Origin of the sequence: Streptomyces sp. NPDC087215, assembly GCF_044744885.1 — a bacterium.
GTDB lineage: Bacteria > Actinomycetota > Actinomycetes > Streptomycetales > Streptomycetaceae > Streptomyces.
On sequence record NZ_JBIUZD010000001.1, the window covers coordinates 568,784 to 586,756 of the forward strand.

Genomic DNA, 17,973 nt, shown 5'->3' on the forward strand with positions numbered 1-17,973 from the left:
GGTGTTCCGAACTTGTCGACGGCTTCCGCGGTCTGGCCGGTCTGCTCCCCGCGCAAGCGGGGGTGTTCCGTGGAGAGCGTCCAGCACGGTCTTCTGCTCGTCCTGCTCCCCGCGCAAGCGGGGGTGTTCCGCTCACCCCCGCGTCCATCGCCAACGTGATCAACTGCTCCCCGCGCAAGCGGGGGTGTTCCGCGGGCCGATCTTCTTGCCGAGGGTCTGGCCGACTGCTCCCCGCGCAAGCGGGGGTGTTCCGGGCCGCGTCGGGTCCCTGACCACCGAGCGCCGCTGCTCCCCGCGCAAGCGGGGGTGTTCCGTCGGCGGCGATGTCGGCGAGCGCGATGTCGAGCTGCTCCCCGCGCAAGCGGGGGTGTTCCGGCGTTCCCCGGGGCGGGCCGGTACGTCTGGCCCTGCTCCCCGCGCAAGCGGGGGTGTTCCGTACAACGTGCGGCCGGACATTGATGCCGCGGCCTGCTCCCCGCGCAAGCGGGGGTGTTCCGGGAGCGAGCCATGCTCGCCCACCTGCGCAAGCCTGCTCCCCGCGCAAGCGGGGGTGTTCCGTCGTCGTCCTCGTACTCCCTCCGGCGCCGCTTCTGCTCCCCGCGCAAGCGGGGGTGTTCCGGACATCGCCCGGCTGGCCACCTTCGTGGGCGCCTGCTCCCCGCGCAAGCGGGGGTGTTCCACCAGGTCGACGACATCGAACAGCGAGTCGACTCGCCAGTCCGCCGCCGCCACCACGGCGGGGTCGTCGGCCCAGAGGTGCCCCAGAGGGCCACGGCGGAGGTGTGCGGTCCGCAGCCCGGCGGCGCGGGCCGGGTACAGGTCGTTCGCCGGGTGGTCGCCCACGTAGAGCGTCTCCGCCGGCAGCGCGTCCGCGACTTCGCGGACCTTCGCGAAGAACTCCGGGGAGGGCTTCGCGCACCCCCAGTCCTCGGACATCGCCAGGTGGTCGGCGGGCAGATCGAGGGCGCGCAGCAGACTCCCGCCCTGGTCGACTGGTTGCCCGCGACGACTACCCGGACGCCGAGTGCCCGCAGTCGGGCGAGCGCGGGCCGGACGTCCTCGTACAGGTCCGTCTCGTCGAGGTGCTCGCCGCGCCCGGCGGCCTCCCGGGCCGCGTACTCGGCGGCGATGTCGATGCCGGGGCGGATGCGCCGAAGCGCCTCCGCGTTGTCGTGGCCCTGGGCGACGACGGCGCCCACGAGCGCCGACAGGGTGTGCCGGGAGACGTCGAGCCATTCGGCCCAGGACGCCCAGTACCGGTCGTCCCGGATGAGGGTCTCGCCGATGTCGAACACCGCGGTCCTGATCATGAGGGGCGAGCGTACGAGGGTTCGGCGTACCGCGACAGACCTACGACAGGGCAGGGCGGGTGTCCTCGCGGCGCCCGGCCGCCGCCTCCGCGCGCCGACGAACACCGTGGGCGGTCGACGTGGGCAGCCCTCGCGGTCCCCGCCAGGAACGACGCGTACGCCTCGCTTCGACCGTCAGCGCGGCCGGGTCCCCGCCCTGCACATAGCCGGTCCGCCCACCGCAGCCGTACCGGCTCCGAACCGTCACCCCGGCTGCCCCGGGCCCGTACCCGGTCGTCCCGGTCCACCCCCGAGGCGGTCGTCCTCGCACGGAGGGGTGGACGACCGCCTTCCTCCCCCGCCGGAACGACCCACCGGCCCCCGCCCCTCCCTCCGAGAGGTCACACGGACCTGGCCTCCGACCGGCGCCACCAGCGCCCGCGCGTGCGGGGGTGGACCGCGCGGCCGAGTCGTCGGCCGAGGAGGAAGTAGCCGAGCAGCGCGCCCGCCGTGTTCAGCAGGGCGTCGTCGATGTCGAAGGCCCGGCCGGTGATGAGGGCGCCCTGGACCAGCTCCACGATCAGCATCGTGGCGGCGGTGAGCAGAGCGACCCGCACGGCGCCACGGGCCCTGCGGGAGAGCAGCGGCAGGAGGAGCCCGAAGGGGACGCCGAGGGCCACGTTGCCGCCGAGCTGCTTCACGGTCTCCACGAATCCCGGCTGGTGCAGATAGGCCCGGATCGAGCGGCCCGGCGTGAGGTTGTCGTGGGTCAGCGGTACGGACGCGGGCGACTCCCCCAGCGTGAGCCGGGCGAGGACGACGGCGAACGCCACCATCCCGGCGAGGGCCAGCAAGGCGACCAGTGCCCGGACCGTCCGGCCCGGACCGCTTCGGACCGGCGTCGCCCGCTTCGGCGGGGCCCCGCCCGGTTCGGGAGGGGACAGTACGGCTCCGGCTCGGTCCGCCGTGCCCGCCGTGGCCGCCGTGGCCGCTGTGGCCGCCGTGGCCGCCGTGGCCGCCGTGGCGAGATCCTTCCCGCTCGCCGTGCGGCTCGCCCTCGCCGCGCGGAACCTCCCCACCCCCCGGCCCGCCTTCCCCGCCGTGCCGTCCGCCGCCTTCTTCGGCCGTCTCCGCGGTCCACCCCAGCTGATCATGTGGTCACCACTCCTTCGCGGGAGAGCTTTCCGACGGGCGTCGTCTACCCGGGTGCGGAGCCTTCATTCCGCGCCCCTCGGCACGGCCCGGCAGAGCTCCACCACAGGTCTCTCCCGTCTCAACAGGCGGCGTTTCCCAGCCTGTTGGGCATGAGTTTCCGGGGGGAGGGCAACAGGCGTCCATGCGAGAAGACACGGAGAGAAGACGCTCGCCCCTCCCCCGACGGGAGCGCGGTGGGCGCCGGTGGCCCCTCGCCGCCGTCGCCCTGCTCGTCCTGGCCGTCGCACTCATGACGGTGGGTCAGCTCCTGCGCCTCCCGGGCCTCGACGTGTTCGGGACCGAGGTCAAGGACCGGTCCGGGCCCGCCGTCCTGAAGTCCGTCCAGGACATGAAGCGGTACGAGGGAGCCGCCGGGACCTACCAGGTGGTCGTCGACCTCGAACACGACGCGAAGTTCCTCCCGGCCGCGATCCGCGGCACCCGCACCCTCTACGTGGCGACCGGCAGCGTCGGCGCGTACGTCGAACTCGGCGACGTCGGGGAAGACGCCGTGACGATCGACACGCGGCGGACCACGGCGACCCTGCGCCTGCCGCACGCGCGCCTGGCCGCCCCCGCGCTCGATCCCGGACGCTCGTACGCGGTCTCCAAACAGCGCGGACTGCTCGACCGGCTGGGCGACTTCTTCTCGGACAATCCGGCCAGCGAGCAGGCCGTCAACGTACTGGCGGCGCGCCACATCGGCGAAGCGGCCAAGGGTTCGGACCTGACGTCGCGGGCGGAACGGAACACGACGGCCATGCTCCAGGGACTGCTGCGCGCACTCGGTTTCGAGCGCGTCACCGTCACCTACGTCTGACGCCGCCGGGCCGCCACCCACCCCGCACTCGTTCCGAACCCGTTGACGCATTGGTCCAGACCTTCTACGTTATGGGGCGTCCTGACAGAAGGCGGTGCCCGGTCCGCGCACCGGTTCCGCCTCGCTCACCGGGCTGCCTTCGGCCGGGCACACGTTGGCGTACGCGCACGGTTCATCTCACCCCTGTACCACCCCACCACCACAGGGAGAACCATGTTCCACTGGCGCAGACCACTTCCCGGAGACAGAGCACTGCCCGGCGCCCGGACGGCGGCACGTCCGCCCGGCTCCGGCGCCCCACGACGAAGGCTGCGGCGGCGTCTCGCCGTCCTCGGCACCGCCCTGCTGCTGCCGCTCGCCGGGCTCACCGCCCTCGCGGCGCCCGCCCAGGCGGCCGGCACCCTCACCGCGTCCTTCAGCACCCAGGACAACGGCTCCTGGTGGAAGGGGACGTTCATCGTCCGCAACACCGGTACGGCCCCGGTCAGCGGCTGGACCCTGGAGTTCGACCTGCCCGCCGGGGTGACCCTGTCCGGCAACTACAACGGCGACGCGACCGTCTCCGGCCGCCATGTGACCGTCAAGAACGCCTACTACAACGCCAACGTCCCGGCGGGCGGCACCACAGAGCCGTACAGCTACTGGTTCACCGCGTCCGGCACCCCCGGCGCCCCGACCGGCTGCACGGTCAACGGCGACAAGTGCGACGGGAGCCCCGACGTCCCGCCGACCGCCCCCGGGGCGCCGAGGGCCACCGCGGTCACCGCCAGCACGGTCGCGCTGAGCTGGACCGCCTCCGGTGGCGGCGACCACCCCGTGGCCGCCTACGAGGTGCTCAACGGCTCGGCCACCGTCGCCACCGTGACCGGCACCTCCGCGGTCGTCACCGGTCTCACCCCGGCCACCGCCTACACCTTCACCGTCCGAGCCAAGGACGTCCGGGGCAACACCGGACCGGCCAGTGCGGCACTGTCCCTGCGGACCGTCGACCCGGCGACCGACCCGACACCGCCCACCGCACCGGGCAACCTCCGCTCCACCGGCAGGACCGCCTCCACCGTCGGCCTGGCCTGGGACAGGTCCACCGACAACGTCGCCGTGGCCGCCTACGACGTCTACCGGGGCGCCGTACTCGTCAAGTCGGTGGGCGCCGACACCCTGGCCGCCACCGTGGAGGGGCTCTCCCCCGCCACCCCGTACGGCTTCACCGTCAAGGCACGGGACACCGCCGACAACCGGTCCGCCGCCTCCAACGCCCTGACCGTCACCACCGACGACGTGGCGGGCGCGGGCAGACAGCTCAAGGTCGGCTACTACGCGCAGTGGGGCATCTACGGACGCCAGTACTTCGTGAAGAACCTCGACACCTCCGGCTCCGCGGCCAAACTCGACGTCATCAACTACTCGTTCGAGAACATCGACCCGAAGAACCTCACCTGCCAGGCGGGGGTCACCAAGGGCGTCTCCGGCAACCCGCAGGACCCGGACGAGGGCACCGGCGCCGGTGACGCGGACGCCGACTACGCCCGCCCGATGTCCGCCGCGCAGTCCGTGGACGGCGTCGCCGACGACGGCTGGGGCAAACTGCGCGGAAACTTCAACCAGTTGAAGAAGCTCAAGGCCAAGTACCCGAAACTGAAGGTCGTGGTGTCGCTCGGCGGCTGGACGTACTCCAAGTTCTTCTCGGACGCCGCCGCCACCCCGCAGTCACGGGAGAAGTTCGTCAAGTCCTGTGTCGACGTGTGGATCAAGGGTGATCTGCCCGTCTACAACGGCGCGGGCGGACCGGGCACCGGGGCCGGAATCTTCGACGGCATCGACATCGACTGGGAGTGGCCGGGCTCCGAGGGCCACCCGGGCAACCACTACGGCCCGCAGGACAAGGACAACCTGACCGCGCTGCTCGCGGAGTTCCGCAGGCAGCTCGACGCGCTCGGCGGCGAGCACAAGCTGCTGACCGCGTTCACTCCGGCCGACCCGGCGAAGATCCAGGCGGGTTGGGACATCAGCCGCATCTTCGAATCCCTCGACTTCGCCAACGTGCAGGGGTACGACTTCCACGGCGCGGGCAGCGACAACTCCTGGGAGCCGAACCGCGTCGGCCACGGCTCCAACCTCTACACGGACACCCAGGACCCGTACCCGTTCCACTTCAGCGTCGAGAACGCCATCAAGATCTACCTCGACGCCGGGGTGAGCCCGCGCAAGCTCAACGTGGGCTTCCCGTTCTACGGGCGCGGCTGGCAGGGCGTCGCAGACGGCGGTGTCAACGGCGAGTGGCAGAGCGCGACCGGCGCCGCACCCGGCCAGTTCGACACCGAAGCCGGTGTCAGGGGCTACAACAACCTGATCACCAGCTTCCCGAACATGGTCGTCCGCCACGACGAGCAGTCGGTGTCGACGTACGGCTACACCGGGCCGGGCGGCCAGTGGTGGTCCTTCGACGACGCCTGGTCGATCGGGAAGAAGACCGCCTGGATCAAGTCCAAGGGTCTGCTGGGCGGCTTCGTCTGGGAGATGTCGGGCGACACCCCGAACGGGCAGCTGATGACCGCGCTGGACAACGGTCTGAAGTAGCGAGGCACCGAGACACGGCCCGACTCGCCCACAGGGGGTGGGCGGACGGTCACCAGACCGCCCGCCCGCCCCCGCCCGCATAGACCCGAACAAGCCCTGACAAGCCCTGACAAGCGCCGATAAGCCCCGCGCAGTCTCTGAAGCAGCCCTGAGCAGCCCTGAGCAGCCCGCCCGGAACGATTCACCCAGCGCTCCCGTGCGTGCGGGTCACGGCAGTCTGAACGGCAGTTCCATCCCGTCCAGCGCGGCGGCGCACGCGCAGTCCCGCGTGGTCTCCAGGGCGCGGGCGGTTTCGAGCACGAGGCCCTTCAGGCGTTCGGCGTTCTCGGAGAAGGCGCGGAACACCTCCTCCTGCGAGACGCCGCCCCCGCGCTCGACCCCGGCGTCGTAGTCGGTCACCAGGGCCACCGAGGTGTAACAGAGGGCGAGTTCCCGCGCGAGCACGGCCTCGGGATGGCCCGTCATGTTGACCAACGACCAGCCCGCCTCGGCGAACCACCGCGATTCGGCCCGGGTCGAGAAGCGGGGGCCCTCCACGACGACCATCACCCCGCCGTCGTGGACGTCCTCCCCCCGCTCGCTCGCCGCCTTGAAGACGGCGGCCCGACCCCGCTCGCAGTACGGATCGGCGAAGGAGACGTGCACCGCACCGGTGTCGTAGTACGTCTGCACCCGCCCCGCCGTACGGTCGACGAGCTGGTCCGGGACCACCACACGGCCGGGGGCGAGGTCGCCGCGCAGCGACCCGACGGCGCAGGGCGCGAGGACCTGCCGGACGCCCATCGACCGCAACGCCCAGAGGTTCGCGCGGTAGTTGACGCGGTGCGCGGGCACGCCGTGGTCGGCCCCGTGCCTCGGGAGGAAGGCCACCCGGCGGCCCTCGACCACACAGACGGTCACGGCGTCGGACGGCGGGCCGTAGGGGGTGGGGATCTCGCCGCGCCACCACGGCTCCAGCAGTTCGTAGAAGCCGCTGCCCCCGATGATCCCGATGTCGGCCGACGGGCGGGGGCCGCCTCCCCCGGACCGGTCGCGTCGCTCGTCTCGCTCCTGCATGGCGCGGGGCCTCCGTCTCACTCGGCGGCCGTCGTACGCACGGCCGCCCTCGTCTCGTACTCGATGGACAACGACAGAACGCCGGAAGGGCGATGCCAGGGGTGGGGTGACGTCTCACCGCTTGCGCGGGACTTCCAGCGGCGGCGCCGGAAGGCCCGTTTCCGTATCGCCCCCGGGGGCGCGCGGCCGGGTACGGTTCCGGCCGCGCGACCGCACCCGGGCCGCACCGAGGACCACCAGCGCGGCCGTTCCGTACGCCGCCGTCGCCGCGTCACCGCCCACCAGATACGCGACCGCTCCGGCGAGGGCCACGCCCAGCCACTCCCAGCGTCCGTCCAGGGCGACGAGGGCCACCAGGAGGAGCGCGTACCAGGAGTAGCCGGGAGTCATGAGGAGGAAGGCGACGCCCGTCGTCAACAGGGCTCCCCGCCAAGGACGTTCGGGGTCACCGCGCCACCAGACCGTGAGCGCCACCGCCGTCATGGCGAGGGCGACCGCCGGCAGTGCCCACGCGTCGGGCAGGAAGAGCCGCAGCAGCAGGTACCGCCCGCCCGCCGAGGCGTCGTCGTACCCCTCCTCCTGGGCGTAGCCGCCGAGATAGCCGAGGACCGAGCCCCGTGAGAGAAGGACGTACGGGAGGTAGAGCGCGCCGACCGTGACGACGGCGGGCCCCAGGACCCGCAGGACCGCGCTCGGGCGGCGCGCCCCCGAGAGGGCGCCCGGGAGCAGGACCGCGGGCAGCATCTTCGCGCCGATCGCGAGGCCGAGCAGGACGCCTCCGGTGACGCGGCGGCGGGCGACGACGATGAGGGCGGCGACCGAGAACAGGACGCCGAGGACGTCGGCATGGGCGTTGTTGACGGCCTCGACCGGTACGGCGGGGCACCAGGCCCAGAGCGCCGCCCGCCACGGGTCGCCGCGCCCCCGTGTGACGAGGACCAGCAGTCCGGTCACGGCGAGGGCGAGCAGGGCGCCGCCCGTCTGGAGCGCCTTGTGCCGGACGTCCCCGGGTGACAGTCCGTGGACCAGCAGGAACCAGCCTTCGGCGGCCGGGGGGTAGACGGTGTGCACGGCGGGCCGGTTGATGCGGGTGCAGCCGCCGTCGGCGAGCGGTACGAGGTCCTTTCCGGACGCGCAGGCGCCGCCCTCGGGGAAGAGCCAGCGGTCGCGGAGTCCCGCGAGCTCCGGATCGGCGGGGGCGTGGTCGTACGGCGAGGTTCCGGCGGCCTGCACCCTGCCGTCCCAGGCGTAGCGGAAGGAGTCCGTACTGGTACGGGGAGCGGCGGCGAGACCGGTGAGGGTGACCGCGACCGCTCCGGCCAGGACCAGGGGGACGACCGCGCGGGCGGGCACCCGGCGCAGGACGGTCACGGCGACCGCGTACAGCGCCCAGCATCCCGCGTACCCGGCCAGGAGGACGCCGCCGTCCGCGCCGCCACGCGGCAGCACGACGAGGGCGGCGGCCAGCGAGGCGAGGAGGAGCACGGCGAAGGGCACGGCGAGGTGCGGGGCGAGGAGCACGGGACGGGTGCGGGGCATGGGCGCAGCCTGACAGCGGACGGGGCCGGTGTCGGGGCGACCCGTCGTGGCGTTCGGGTTTCGTAAGGTGTCGCGGAGCCCGTTCGGCCGTCCGTACGGGTGTCATGGACGGCATGACACCTCGTATGCCCGGACGGCTCCGTCCCCCGGCGGGTGCGCTCCGGCCGCCCGAGTTCAGCGGCCGTCTGCACGACGCGCGCACGGCGACGGCCGTCGGCCGCTGGCTCGGGGCCGCGTTCGCGGTCTGCTTCCTGACCGGTCTCGTCAGCCACTACCTCCAGCATCCGCCCGACTGGCTCGCCGACCGGCTGCCCGCGCGGCCGGTGTGGGGCTACCGGCTGACGCAGGGGCTGCACGTCGCCACCGGTCTCGTGGCGATCGTGCTGCTGCTGGTCAAGCTGTGGACGGTCTATCCGCGACTGTTCACCTGGCCGCCGGTCCGGTCCGTGCGCCACGCCCTGGAACGGCTGTCCGTCGCGGTCCTGGTCTCCGGCGCGCTGTTCGAGGTGCTCACCGGTCTGCTGAACATCGTCCAGTGGTATCCGTGGCCGTTCTCCTTCGTCCCGGTGCACTTCGCGGTGGCGTGGGTCGTGGCAGGCTCGATCCTGCTGCACATCGCGGTCAAGGCGCCGGAGATCAGGGCCCATTGGCGGCGCCTGTCGCCCGGGACGCTCGCGCTGCCCGCCGAGGACGTCCGCGACCGGCGCTCGCTGCTCCTGGGGACGGCCGCGGCGGCGGGGGTGGTGACGGTGACGACGGTCGGCCAGTCCCTCACTCCGCTGAAGTCCCTGGATCTGCTCGCGCCCCGGCATCCCGACCACGGGCCGCAGGGGCTGCCGGTGAACCGGACGGCGGCGGCTGCCGGGGTGTCGGCGGGGGCGCTGGGAGGGTGGCGTCTCGATGTCGTCGGCCCGCGTCCGTACCGCCTGAGCCTCGACGGGCTGTCGGCGCTGCCGCAGACCCGGGTGCGGCTGCCCATCGCCTGCGTGGAGGGCTGGAGCGTCGAGGCCGAGTGGACCGGGGTGCGGGTCCGCGAGCTGATCGAGCGGGCGGGCGGACGGCCGGGGGTGAGCGGCCTCAGGGTGACGTCCCTGGAGGTCGCCGGGTCCTACCGGGTGATGGAGATGGGCACGGAGTACGCCGAGGATCCGCTGACCCTCCTGGCGCTGGGGCTCAACGGGCGGCGGCTCTCCCTCGACCACGGGTTCCCGGCCAGGATCATCGCCCCGAACCGGCCCGGGGTCCTGCAGACCAAGTGGGTCCACCGGCTGGAGGTGCTGTGAGCGGGACGAAGGCGGCGCGGTACGTGCTCGGCGGGCTCGGGCTCGGTCTGATCGGTCTCGGCGGGTGGCTGGTGGCGGACCGGCCGGATCCGGTGGGTGTGCTGGTGTGGCTGGCCGGAGCGCTGGTCCTGCACGACGGGATCATCGCCCCCGTGGTCCTCGCCGTGGGCCTGCTGCTCGCCGGGCGCGCCGGGCGCGGCCTGGTGCGCGGGGCGCTGGTCGTCGCGGGTGCCGTGGTCCTCGTGACCCTCCCGGCGCTGCTCGCCCCGCGCCCCGCGCCCAATCCGTCGGTGCTCCCCCTTCCGTACGGGCGCAACCTCCTGATCGTGCTCGCCTGTGTGGCCGTGGTGACGGGTGTGACGATGCTGGTGCGGCGCCGACGGGGCGGGGCCGGGCGCGGTTCACCCGTGGTGGAGGCCGGGGCCCGGACCGAGCGGACGGCGGACGGCTGAGGCGCGAGCCGAGCGCGGCACGGCGGCGGCGGAAGGCTCGGACGAAGGCCGGGTCCAGCGGTGCCCGGCCACGCCGACGCGGCCCTGGGCCGAGGGCCCAGGGCCAGCAGGGCACGGCCACGCCCCGTTCAGGCCCGCTCGGCGGGCCACGGTCCACCCGGGTCGGGCCGGGCTCAGCGGGACCCGGCCGCACACGGCTGGGGCGCGAGGGCGAGGAAGGGCCGACCGGTCACCGTCCAGGTCTCGGACACCGACCAGCCCGCCCCGGCCGCGAGGGCGGACAGGGCCCGGACGCCCACCCGGGCCCAGGGGAACGGGGTGCCGAGGCCGCCGCGGCCGTCGTCCACCCGTACCTCGCAGCGTTCGTCGACGTCCACCGGGGCGCATTCGGCGAGGACGAGACCGGTGCGGGAGGTGACCCGCCGCAGTCGGCACAGCAGCGCGGCCGGGTCGCCGCCGATCCCGGCGTTGCCGTCGATCAGCAGCACGGTGTCCCAGCGGCCCTCGGCGGGCAGCGGGTCGAAGACCGACCGGCACAGGGCCGTGCCGCCGAGCAGTTCCGTACGGGTCACGGCCTCCGGGCTGATGTCGATGCCCAGTGCGCGGCGGCCCTCGGCCGCGAGGGCGGCGACGAGCCGCCCCGGGCCGCAGCCGATGTCCAGGACCGTGCCGTGGCAGCGGTCCAGGACGGACCGGTCGGCGGCGTCCGGTGCCTCGCACCACCGCTCGACCTCCAGGGGCAGGAGCCAGCCGTCGTCCCTGCGCAGGAAGAGGGGGCCCCGCCCGGTCCGCAGGGCCTCGGTGTACGCGTCGGCCCGCCAGGTCGTCGTCGCGGTCACGCGAGCGCTCCCGCCGACTCCGGGCGGGGCGCCAGTTCGGCGTGGCGGGCCGCGAAGCGCGTACCGGGCGCCTCGGCGGCGACCCGCCGCGCGTCCTGCGCGGTGTCCACGTCCCGCAGGACGGGCAGGACGCCGGTCCTGAGTCCCGCCGCGCGCAGCCGCACGTACTGGGCGGCTCCGGTGTCCGGCCGGGACATCGGGACGCCGAGCAGGAGTCCGGGGTCGGGCGCGGCGAGCCCGAGACCCCAGAAGCCCCCGTCCGCCGCCGGGCCGAACCAGGCGTCGTGCTCCTCCCATTCCAGGGCGCGGCACAGCAGCGCCGGGGTGATCTGCGGGGTGTCCATGCCGACGAGGAAGGCGGGTCCCGCGCAGGCGCCGAACGCGGCGGCGAGCCGGACGTCGAGGCCGCCCGTCGTCTGGGGGACGACGGTGAAACCGGGCGGCAGCCACGGTCCGGGGCGCCCGTCGAGGACGAGGACGTGACGGGTCGCGGGGACGGCGGCGACGGCGGCGAGCGTGTCGGCGAGGGCCGCCTCCGCGAGGGCCGCGGCCTCGTCCGGGGTGAACGGGGGCGTGAGCCGGGTCTTGACCCGGCCCGGCAGCGGCTGCTTCGCGATGACGAGGAGGGCGGTCACGCCCGGCCCCCGCCCGCCGCCGCCACCGGCTCGTCGAGCACCCGCCGCATGTCGTGCACGGCCTGCCAGGTGCCCTTCCAGGTCCCGGTGACCTTGGAACGGCCCGCCCGGGGCGCGTAGGGCACGTCGACCTCGCGCACCTTCCAGCCCGCGTCGGCGGCCCTGACGACCATCTGGAGCGGGTAGCCGCTGCGCCGGTCGGAGAGCCCGAGGCCGAGGAGCGCCTCGCGCCGGGCGGCCCGCAGGGGCCCGAGGTCGCGCAGCCGCAGCCCGGTGCGGCGGCGCAGCAGCCAGGACAGGGCGAGGTTCCCCGTGCGGGCGTGGGCGGGCCAGGCGCCCCGCGCGGTGGGCCTGCGCCGTCCGAGGACGAGGTCCGCCGCACCCTCCGCGACCGTGCCGACCATGCCGGGCAGCAGCCCGGGGTCGAGGGAGGCGTCGCAGTCGCAGAAGCAGACGAACTCGGCGTCGGACGCGAGCAGCCCGGCGTGGCAGGCGGCGCCGAAGCCGCGCCGGGACTCGTGGACGACGGTGGCCCCGAGCTCGGCCGCGAGGGCGGCCGAGCCGTCGGTGGAGCCGTTGTCGACGACGATCGGCCGCCATCCGGCGGGGACGCGGGCGAGGACCCAGGGCAGGGCCTCGGCCTCGTCGAGACAGGGAAGGACGACATCTACGCTCATGGGTGTCACACGCTCACCGTAGGAACCGCGGGGCCCTTCGGGGCCCTTCCACTCCTTACGAAACGCGGACGTCGTCCCGCGTACCCCCGGCTGGGCGTGGCCGCCGGGGCCCGGCGGGTGCCAGGCTGGCGTCATGAACGAGCACGGCGGTCCGGGGACTCCGGCCCGGATCCTGGTGGTGGACGACGACCCGACGGTGGCCGAGGTGGTCACCGGCTATCTGCGGCGGGCGGGATGCGCCGTCGAGCACGCGGCGGACGGGCCCGAGGCTCTGCGGCGCGCGGCCCGGAGACCGCCCGACCTCGTCGTCCTCGATCTGATGCTGCCCGGTCTGGACGGTTTCGAGGTGTGCCGCCGACTGCGGGAGTCCGGGCCCGTGCCGGTGATCATGCTGACCGCCCGGGGCGACGAGGAGGACCGGATCACCGGCCTGGAGACCGGGGCCGACGACTACGTCACCAAGCCTTTCAGCCCCCGGGAGCTGGTCCTGCGGGTCGGGTCGGTGCTGCGGCGGGCCGGGTCCACGGGCGCCGCCCCGCAGCGTGCGGTGCTGCGCGCCGGGGCGCTCGCCGTGGACCCGGCGGGCCGCAGGGCCACCCGGAAGGGCGCCGAGCTGTCCCTGACCCTGCGCGAGTTCGACCTCCTCGCGTACTTCCTCGCCCGTCCGGGGGCGGCGCACAGTCGTGAGGAGCTGATGCGGCACGTGTGGGGCTGGGACTTCGGGGACCTCTCCACCGTCACCGTCCATGTCCGCAGGCTGCGCGCCAAGATCGAGGACGATCCGGCGCGGCCCCGTTCCATCCAGACCGTCTGGGGCGTCGGCTATCGCTTCGAGCCGGGGCCCGAGGAGGACGCGGAGTGAAGGACGTCCTGCTCATCGCGGTCTTCGCCCTCGGCGGGGCCGTCTGCGCCGGAGCCATGGGGGCCCTCGTCCTGCGCCTCGTGCGGCACCGCTCCGTCGCGGTCTCCCTCACGGTGGTCGCCGCCGTCACGGTCCTGGCGATGCTGGCCGGTACCCTCGCCGTCGCGCGGGCGATGTTCCTCTCGCCGCACGACCTGTGGGTGGTGACCGTCGTCGTGGCCATGGCGGCGCTCGTCTCCCTCGGCACCGCGCTGGTCCTCGGCCGCTGGGTGGTGGCCCGCAGCCACGCCCTGACCCGGGCGGCGCGGGAGTTCGGCGCCGACGGCCGGTTCTCCGCGCCCCGGGCGGCCGGTACCGCCGAACTCGCCGCGCTCAGCCGTGAACTGGCCCTCACCAGCGCCCGGCTCGACGCCTCCCGGCAGCGCGAACGCGCCCTGGAGACCTCACGCCGGGAGCTGGTCGCCTGGATCTCCCACGACCTGCGCACCCCGCTCGCCGGGCTGCGGGCGATGGCGGAGGCCCTGGAGGACGGGGTGGCCGCCGACCCGGTCCGCTACCACCGGCAGATCCGGACCGAGGTGGACCGGCTCACCGCCATGGTGACCGACCTCTTCGAACTGTCCCGCATCCACGCGGGCGCGTTGGCCCTCGTGCCCAGCCGGGTCTCCGTGTACGACCTGGTCGGCGACGCCCTGAGCGGGGCCGATCCGCTCGCCCGCGAGCACGGGGTGCGGCTCGTGGGGGCCGGGGTCGAGGCCGTCCCCGTCGAGGTGGACTGCAAGGAGATGACCCGGGTCCTGGCGAACCTCCTGGTCAACGCGATCCGCCACACCCCGGCGGACGGCACCGTCGCGGTGGCGGCCGAGCGCAGGGACGGAGCCGTCGTCGTGTCCGTCACCGACGGCTGCGGCGGCATCCCCGACGAGGACCTCCCCCGCGTCTTCGACACCGGGTGGCGCGGCACCGAGGCCCGCACCCCACCGGCGGGGGCGGGCCTCGGACTCGCCATCGTCCGGGGCATCGTCGAGGCCCATGCGGGTCGCGCCGAGGTGCGGAACGTGGCCGGGGGCTGCCGCTTCGAGGTGACCCTGCCCGCCGCGACGGGCTGAGGTCCACCGGAACCCCCGCCCGCCGTGCGGGCCGTACGGCGCTATCCGGCGGCGGCCGGGGCCCGCTGTCCTACCCGGGCGAACTCCGCCATCCCCTCGGCGAAGCCGACCTCCGGCCGCCAGCCCAGGTCCCGCCGCAGCCGGGCGGAGTCCGCGGTGATGTGCCGGACGTCGCCGAGCCGGAACTCCCCGGTCACCACCGGCGCCGGGCCGCCGTACGCGACGGCCAGGGCCTCCGCCGCCTCACCGATGGTCCGTGGCTCGCCACTGCCCGCGTTGTACGGGACGAGGCCGCCGGTCGGCGGCTCCGAGAGGGCTTCCAGGGCGCGTACGTTGGCGCGGGCCACGTCCCGTACGTGCACGAAGTCCCGGCGCTGACGGCCGTCCTCGAAGACCCGGGGCGCCTCGCCCCGGGCCAGCGCCGAACGGAAGAAGGAGGCCACGCCCGCGTACGGGGTGTCCCGGGGCATCCCGGGGCCGTACACGTTGTGGTAGCGCAGCGACACCGCCGTCCCCGCCACGGTCCTTGCCCAGGCCGCCGCCAGGTGTTCCTGGGCGAGCTTCGTCGCGGCGTACACGTTCCGGGGGTCCGCCGGGGCGTCCTCCGCCACCAGACCGGGAAGCAGCTCCGATCCGCACCGCCCGCAGCGGGGTTCGAAGCGGCCCGCGGCGAGGTCCTCCGGCCTGCGCGGGTCCGGCCGGACGAGACCGTGCCGGGGGCACTCGTACCGCCCTTCCCCGTACACCACCATCGAGCCCGCGAGGACGAGCCGCCGCACACCGGTCTCCGCCATGGCCGCGAGGAGGACGGCGGTGCCCAGGTCGTTGCAGCTCACGTACTCCGGGGTGTCGGCGAAGTCCTGTCCGAGGCCGACCATGGCGGCCTGGTGGCAGACCGCGTCGACCCCGGTCAGCGCGGCGCGTACGGCCGACGGGTCCCGCACGTCCGCCCGGACGAACTCCGCGGCGGGAGGGTCCGGTGCGACCGGATGCACCCGGGGCAGCAGCGCGTCGAGGACGACGGGCTCATGGCGGGCCCGCAGCAGGGCGGTGACGATGTGGGAGCCGATGAACCCGGCTCCACCGGTGACGAGTACGCGCATGACCAGGACGCTACGGACCCGCACCGGCCCCCGGGCCGGAGCGCGCCGGTCCGTAAGACTTCCGTCATCCACCCGGACGGCCCGCGGGGCAGAGCGGGCCCCACCGGCACCCGCACCCGCACCCGGCCAGGACAGGACAGGACAGGACAGGACAGCGGACCTGGAACGGTGGGAGGGCAGGAGGGCAGGAGGGCGGGAGGGCGGGGAACGTCCACCCCGGCGATCGCCACGCCCAAGGAAACCCGGTGTTCCCGGCGGCGCGGTGCCGCGATCATGGACCGGGACCGGACCACGACCCGACGAGGAGACGCTCCCCATGCCCGTGCCCGCCGACCCGACGATCCTCCACCCGATGCCCGGACAGCCGCGCGTGGTGCTGCTCAGACCGCTGGTGAAGTCCCCGCTGATCGAGGTCGGGGAGTACTCCTACTACGACGACCCGGACGATCCGACCGCGTTCGAGACGCGCAACGTGCTCTACCACTACGGGCCGGAGAAGCTGGTCATCGGCAGGTTCTGCGCGCTGGGCACGGGGGTGCGCTTCCTCATGAACGGGGCCAACCACCGGATGGACGGCCCGTCCACCTTCCCCTTCCCGACCATGGGCGGTTCGTGGTCGGACCACTTCGACCTGCTGACCGGCCTGCCCTCCCGAGGTGACACCGTCGTCGGCAACGACGTCTGGTTCGGACACGGTGTCACCGTGCTGCCCGGCGTGCGCATCGGCCACGGAGCGATCATCGGCTCCGGCTCCGTGGTGACCGGGGACGTCCCCGACTACGGAATCGTCGGCGGCAACCCCGCCCGGCTCATCCGCGTCCGGTACGACGAGGAGGACGTCGCCCGGCTGCTCGCGGTGGCCTGGTGGGACTGGCCCGCCACACACATCACCGACCACATCCGAACGATCATGTCAGGCACCGTCGCCGCCTTGGAGGCCGCCTCCCCGCACGCGTGACGCGCCGCCGGTCGAGGGCGGATCCGGTGCTCGGCACCACCGTCTCCCCGCACGCGTGACGCGCCGAGGCGCCACTCATCACGCCAGTACGGCACGGGCCGCCCGAGTCCCTCTCGGCTCCGGAGCCACCGAGCGTTCCAACTGCCCCCGGATCGCGCCCTGGACGGCGTCAACACCGCCCAGGAGCGCCGAACCCGCCGCACGAGTCGAGCAGATGATCATCCCGGCGACCGCCGGAGCGTTCCCACAAGCCCCTCCGTCGCCGGGAAACACCCCGCGGCACACCCCACGACCGGCACCACATCACCCCGGAGCGGCCCCAAGGGCCTCTGGGCGACCGCACCACATCCATCGGCCGTCCACCCGGCCGTGACGTCGCCCCTGACGAGCACGCACACGGCACACACCCCTCACAGCGGCCGCTCCGGCCACTCCCGTCCGGCCGTGAGGAATCGATTCCCCACGCCCACCCGTCAACATCACGCAAAACATGCCGGGTTGAGATGATCTCCGGTGGTGAACAGGGGGCGCGCGGGGAGCACTGAACCGGCGCCCGCCACACCGCGCGCCGGGGGTGGATCTGTTGCTGTCCGTAGTCCACAGACTCCATACTGTGATTGACGCCTAGGCCCCCGTCGCGCCGAAAGCGCTCTCATCCGACCCGTCGTCCCTTGTGAGTGAGGCGTGCCATGCCCTGGTTACCGACGCGAGAGGCACTGACCGTGGCCGTCCAGCCCGTCCTGCTGCTCGCCGTCGTCACCGTCTTCGCCCTCACCCAGTGGCGCGGATGGGAACCGGGCATGGCCACCTTCCTGTTCCAGTTCGCGGTGCTCGGCTTTCTCGTGCTGCTGGAGCTCCTGATCCCGTACGACGCCTCCTGGCGTCCGGACCGGCGGGAGTGGGGGTACTACGGCGTGTACTACGTCCTCACCGCCACCGGCGGGACGCTCGGGCAGAGCCTCGTCCTCCTCGGCGTCGGCGCGTTGGCCAATCCGCGTCCGCTGCTCCCCCTGTGGGCCGAGATCCCGCTGGCGCTCCTGATCGGCTCCCTCGCGAGCTACGCGGTGCACCGGGCAGGACACACCTATTCCTGGCTGTGGCGGCTGCACGGCGTGCATCACGTGCCGAGCAAGGTCAACGTCGCCAACAACGGCGTCAACCACGTCGCCGACGTCGTCATCTCACAGGGGTTCGTCCAGCTCTCCCTCGCGCTGGTCGGCTTCTCCGAGCGCGCGGTCTTCGCCGTGGGGCTCTTCGTCGTCGCCCAGGGGTACTTCGTCCACGCCAACATCCGCGTGCGGCTCGGACCCTTCAACCACGTCCTCGCCGGCCCGGAACAGCACCGGCTCCACCACAGCACCGATCTGTCCGAAGCCGGTCACTACAGCTCCGACCTGGCCCTGTGGGACAGGGCCTTCCACACGTTCACCTGGCGCCCCGGCCGTGAGCCGGCGGCGGTCGGCCTGACCGACCCCCGCGCCTTCCCGGCCACCGGCCGCATCCTCACCACGCTCGTCCACCCCTGGCGCCGTTCCACCGGGTGACCGGGCCCGTTCCCCGTACCTCTTCCACCGCTCCGT

Annotated in this window: 15 protein-coding genes, 1 pseudogene and 1 CRISPR repeat array (1 of these 17 running past the window's edge); of the genes and pseudogenes, 8 read left to right on the plus strand and 8 right to left on the minus strand. The window is 73.8% G+C overall.

The window, feature by feature from the left end; all coding sequences use genetic code 11:
* A CRISPR array of direct repeats spans nucleotides 1-680; the repeat unit is 29 nt; unit sequence CTGCTCCCCGCGCAAGCGGGGGTGTTCCG (it extends 325 nt beyond the left edge of the window).
* A gap of 91 nt (nucleotides 681-771) precedes the next feature.
* Both ACIO92_RS02405 and ACIO92_RS02410 read right to left on the minus strand, forming a co-directional pair.
* Nucleotides 772-1,236, minus strand: a pseudogene (locus ACIO92_RS02405) (HAD family hydrolase); the annotation flags it as partial.
* 454 nt (nucleotides 1,237-1,690) lie between these two features.
* Nucleotides 1,691-2,443, minus strand: a complete 753-nt coding sequence (locus ACIO92_RS02410) for a VanZ family protein (protein ID WP_402281183.1) — start codon at nucleotides 2,441-2,443, stop codon at nucleotides 1,691-1,693.
* A 182-nt stretch (nucleotides 2,444-2,625) separates the two neighbouring features.
* Here ACIO92_RS02410 and ACIO92_RS02415 point away from each other — a divergent pair, with 182 nt between their 5' ends.
* Complete coding sequence (locus ACIO92_RS02415) at nucleotides 2,626-3,303, plus strand: DUF4230 domain-containing protein (RefSeq protein WP_401239631.1); 678 nt, start codon at nucleotides 2,626-2,628, stop codon at nucleotides 3,301-3,303.
* A 213-nt stretch (nucleotides 3,304-3,516) separates the two neighbouring features.
* Complete coding sequence (locus tag ACIO92_RS02420) at nucleotides 3,517-5,880, plus strand: glycosyl hydrolase family 18 protein (protein WP_402281181.1); 2,364 nt, start codon at nucleotides 3,517-3,519, stop codon at nucleotides 5,878-5,880.
* A gap of 207 nt (nucleotides 5,881-6,087) precedes the next feature.
* On the opposite strand, the gene ACIO92_RS02425 is transcribed toward ACIO92_RS02420, so the two are convergent.
* Nucleotides 6,088-6,936, minus strand: coding sequence for an S-methyl-5'-thioadenosine phosphorylase (locus tag ACIO92_RS02425; RefSeq protein ID WP_402281179.1), 849 nt, complete (start codon nucleotides 6,934-6,936; stop codon nucleotides 6,088-6,090).
* 114 nt (nucleotides 6,937-7,050) lie between these two features.
* The gene (locus tag ACIO92_RS02430) at nucleotides 7,051-8,475 is read right to left on the minus strand and encodes a glycosyltransferase 87 family protein (RefSeq protein WP_402596683.1); all 1,425 of its coding nucleotides are present in this window, start codon (nucleotides 8,473-8,475) and stop codon (nucleotides 7,051-7,053) included.
* A gap of 113 nt (nucleotides 8,476-8,588) precedes the next feature.
* Here ACIO92_RS02430 and ACIO92_RS02435 point away from each other — a divergent pair, with 113 nt between their 5' ends.
* Nucleotides 8,589-9,758 (plus strand): molybdopterin-dependent oxidoreductase, encoded by a 1,170-nt coding sequence (locus tag ACIO92_RS02435; RefSeq protein ID WP_366445083.1) that lies wholly within the window; start codon nucleotides 8,589-8,591, stop codon nucleotides 9,756-9,758.
* Nucleotides 9,755-10,210 (plus strand): hypothetical protein, encoded by a 456-nt coding sequence (locus ACIO92_RS02440; RefSeq protein ID WP_366445082.1) that lies wholly within the window; start codon nucleotides 9,755-9,757, stop codon nucleotides 10,208-10,210. Before ACIO92_RS02435 ends, ACIO92_RS02440 begins: the two co-directional genes overlap by 4 nt.
* A gap of 173 nt (nucleotides 10,211-10,383) precedes the next feature.
* Here ACIO92_RS02440 and ACIO92_RS02445 read toward each other — a convergent pair whose 3' ends face one another.
* Genes ACIO92_RS02445 through ACIO92_RS02455 form a run of 3 tightly spaced genes read right to left on the minus strand, consistent with a single transcriptional unit; the run spans nucleotide 10,384 to nucleotide 12,361 of the window.
* The gene (locus ACIO92_RS02445) at nucleotides 10,384-11,049 is read right to left on the minus strand and encodes a methyltransferase domain-containing protein (protein WP_366445081.1); all 666 of its coding nucleotides are present in this window, start codon (nucleotides 11,047-11,049) and stop codon (nucleotides 10,384-10,386) included.
* A complete protein-coding gene (locus ACIO92_RS02450) occupies nucleotides 11,046-11,684 on the minus strand; it encodes a DUF2064 domain-containing protein (protein ID WP_366445080.1) in 639 nt (212 codons plus the stop codon). The genes ACIO92_RS02445 and ACIO92_RS02450 overlap by 4 nt, the downstream gene beginning before the upstream one ends.
* Nucleotides 11,681-12,361, minus strand: a complete 681-nt coding sequence (locus ACIO92_RS02455) for a glycosyltransferase family 2 protein (protein ID WP_366445117.1) — start codon at nucleotides 12,359-12,361, stop codon at nucleotides 11,681-11,683. The genes ACIO92_RS02450 and ACIO92_RS02455 overlap by 4 nt, the downstream gene beginning before the upstream one ends.
* Nucleotides 12,362-12,494: 133 nt before the next feature.
* Here ACIO92_RS02455 and ACIO92_RS02460 point away from each other — a divergent pair, with 133 nt between their 5' ends.
* Both ACIO92_RS02460 and ACIO92_RS02465 read left to right on the plus strand, forming a co-directional pair.
* Complete coding sequence (locus ACIO92_RS02460; RefSeq protein ID WP_402281174.1) at nucleotides 12,495-13,223, plus strand: response regulator transcription factor; 729 nt, start codon at nucleotides 12,495-12,497, stop codon at nucleotides 13,221-13,223.
* Entirely contained in the window at nucleotides 13,220-14,332 is a 1,113-nt protein-coding gene (locus ACIO92_RS02465) for a HAMP domain-containing sensor histidine kinase (protein ID WP_366445078.1), read from the plus strand. Before ACIO92_RS02460 ends, ACIO92_RS02465 begins: the two co-directional genes overlap by 4 nt.
* Nucleotides 14,333-14,373: 41 nt before the next feature.
* Here ACIO92_RS02465 and ACIO92_RS02470 read toward each other — a convergent pair whose 3' ends face one another.
* A complete protein-coding gene (locus tag ACIO92_RS02470) occupies nucleotides 14,374-15,435 on the minus strand; it encodes an NAD-dependent epimerase/dehydratase family protein (protein WP_402056220.1) in 1,062 nt (353 codons plus the stop codon).
* Between the two features lie 316 nt (nucleotides 15,436-15,751).
* Between ACIO92_RS02470 and ACIO92_RS02475 the strand changes: the two genes are divergently transcribed.
* Both ACIO92_RS02475 and ACIO92_RS02480 read left to right on the plus strand, forming a co-directional pair.
* Nucleotides 15,752-16,393 carry a CatB-related O-acetyltransferase gene (locus ACIO92_RS02475; protein WP_366445076.1) on the plus strand — a complete coding sequence of 214 codons (642 nt, stop codon included), beginning with the start codon at nucleotides 15,752-15,754 and terminating at the stop codon, nucleotides 16,391-16,393.
* A 689-nt stretch (nucleotides 16,394-17,082) separates the two neighbouring features.
* Nucleotides 17,083-17,937, plus strand: coding sequence for a sterol desaturase family protein (locus ACIO92_RS02480; RefSeq protein WP_402281171.1), 855 nt, complete (start codon nucleotides 17,083-17,085; stop codon nucleotides 17,935-17,937).
* Nucleotides 17,938-17,973 lie beyond the last annotated feature (36 nt).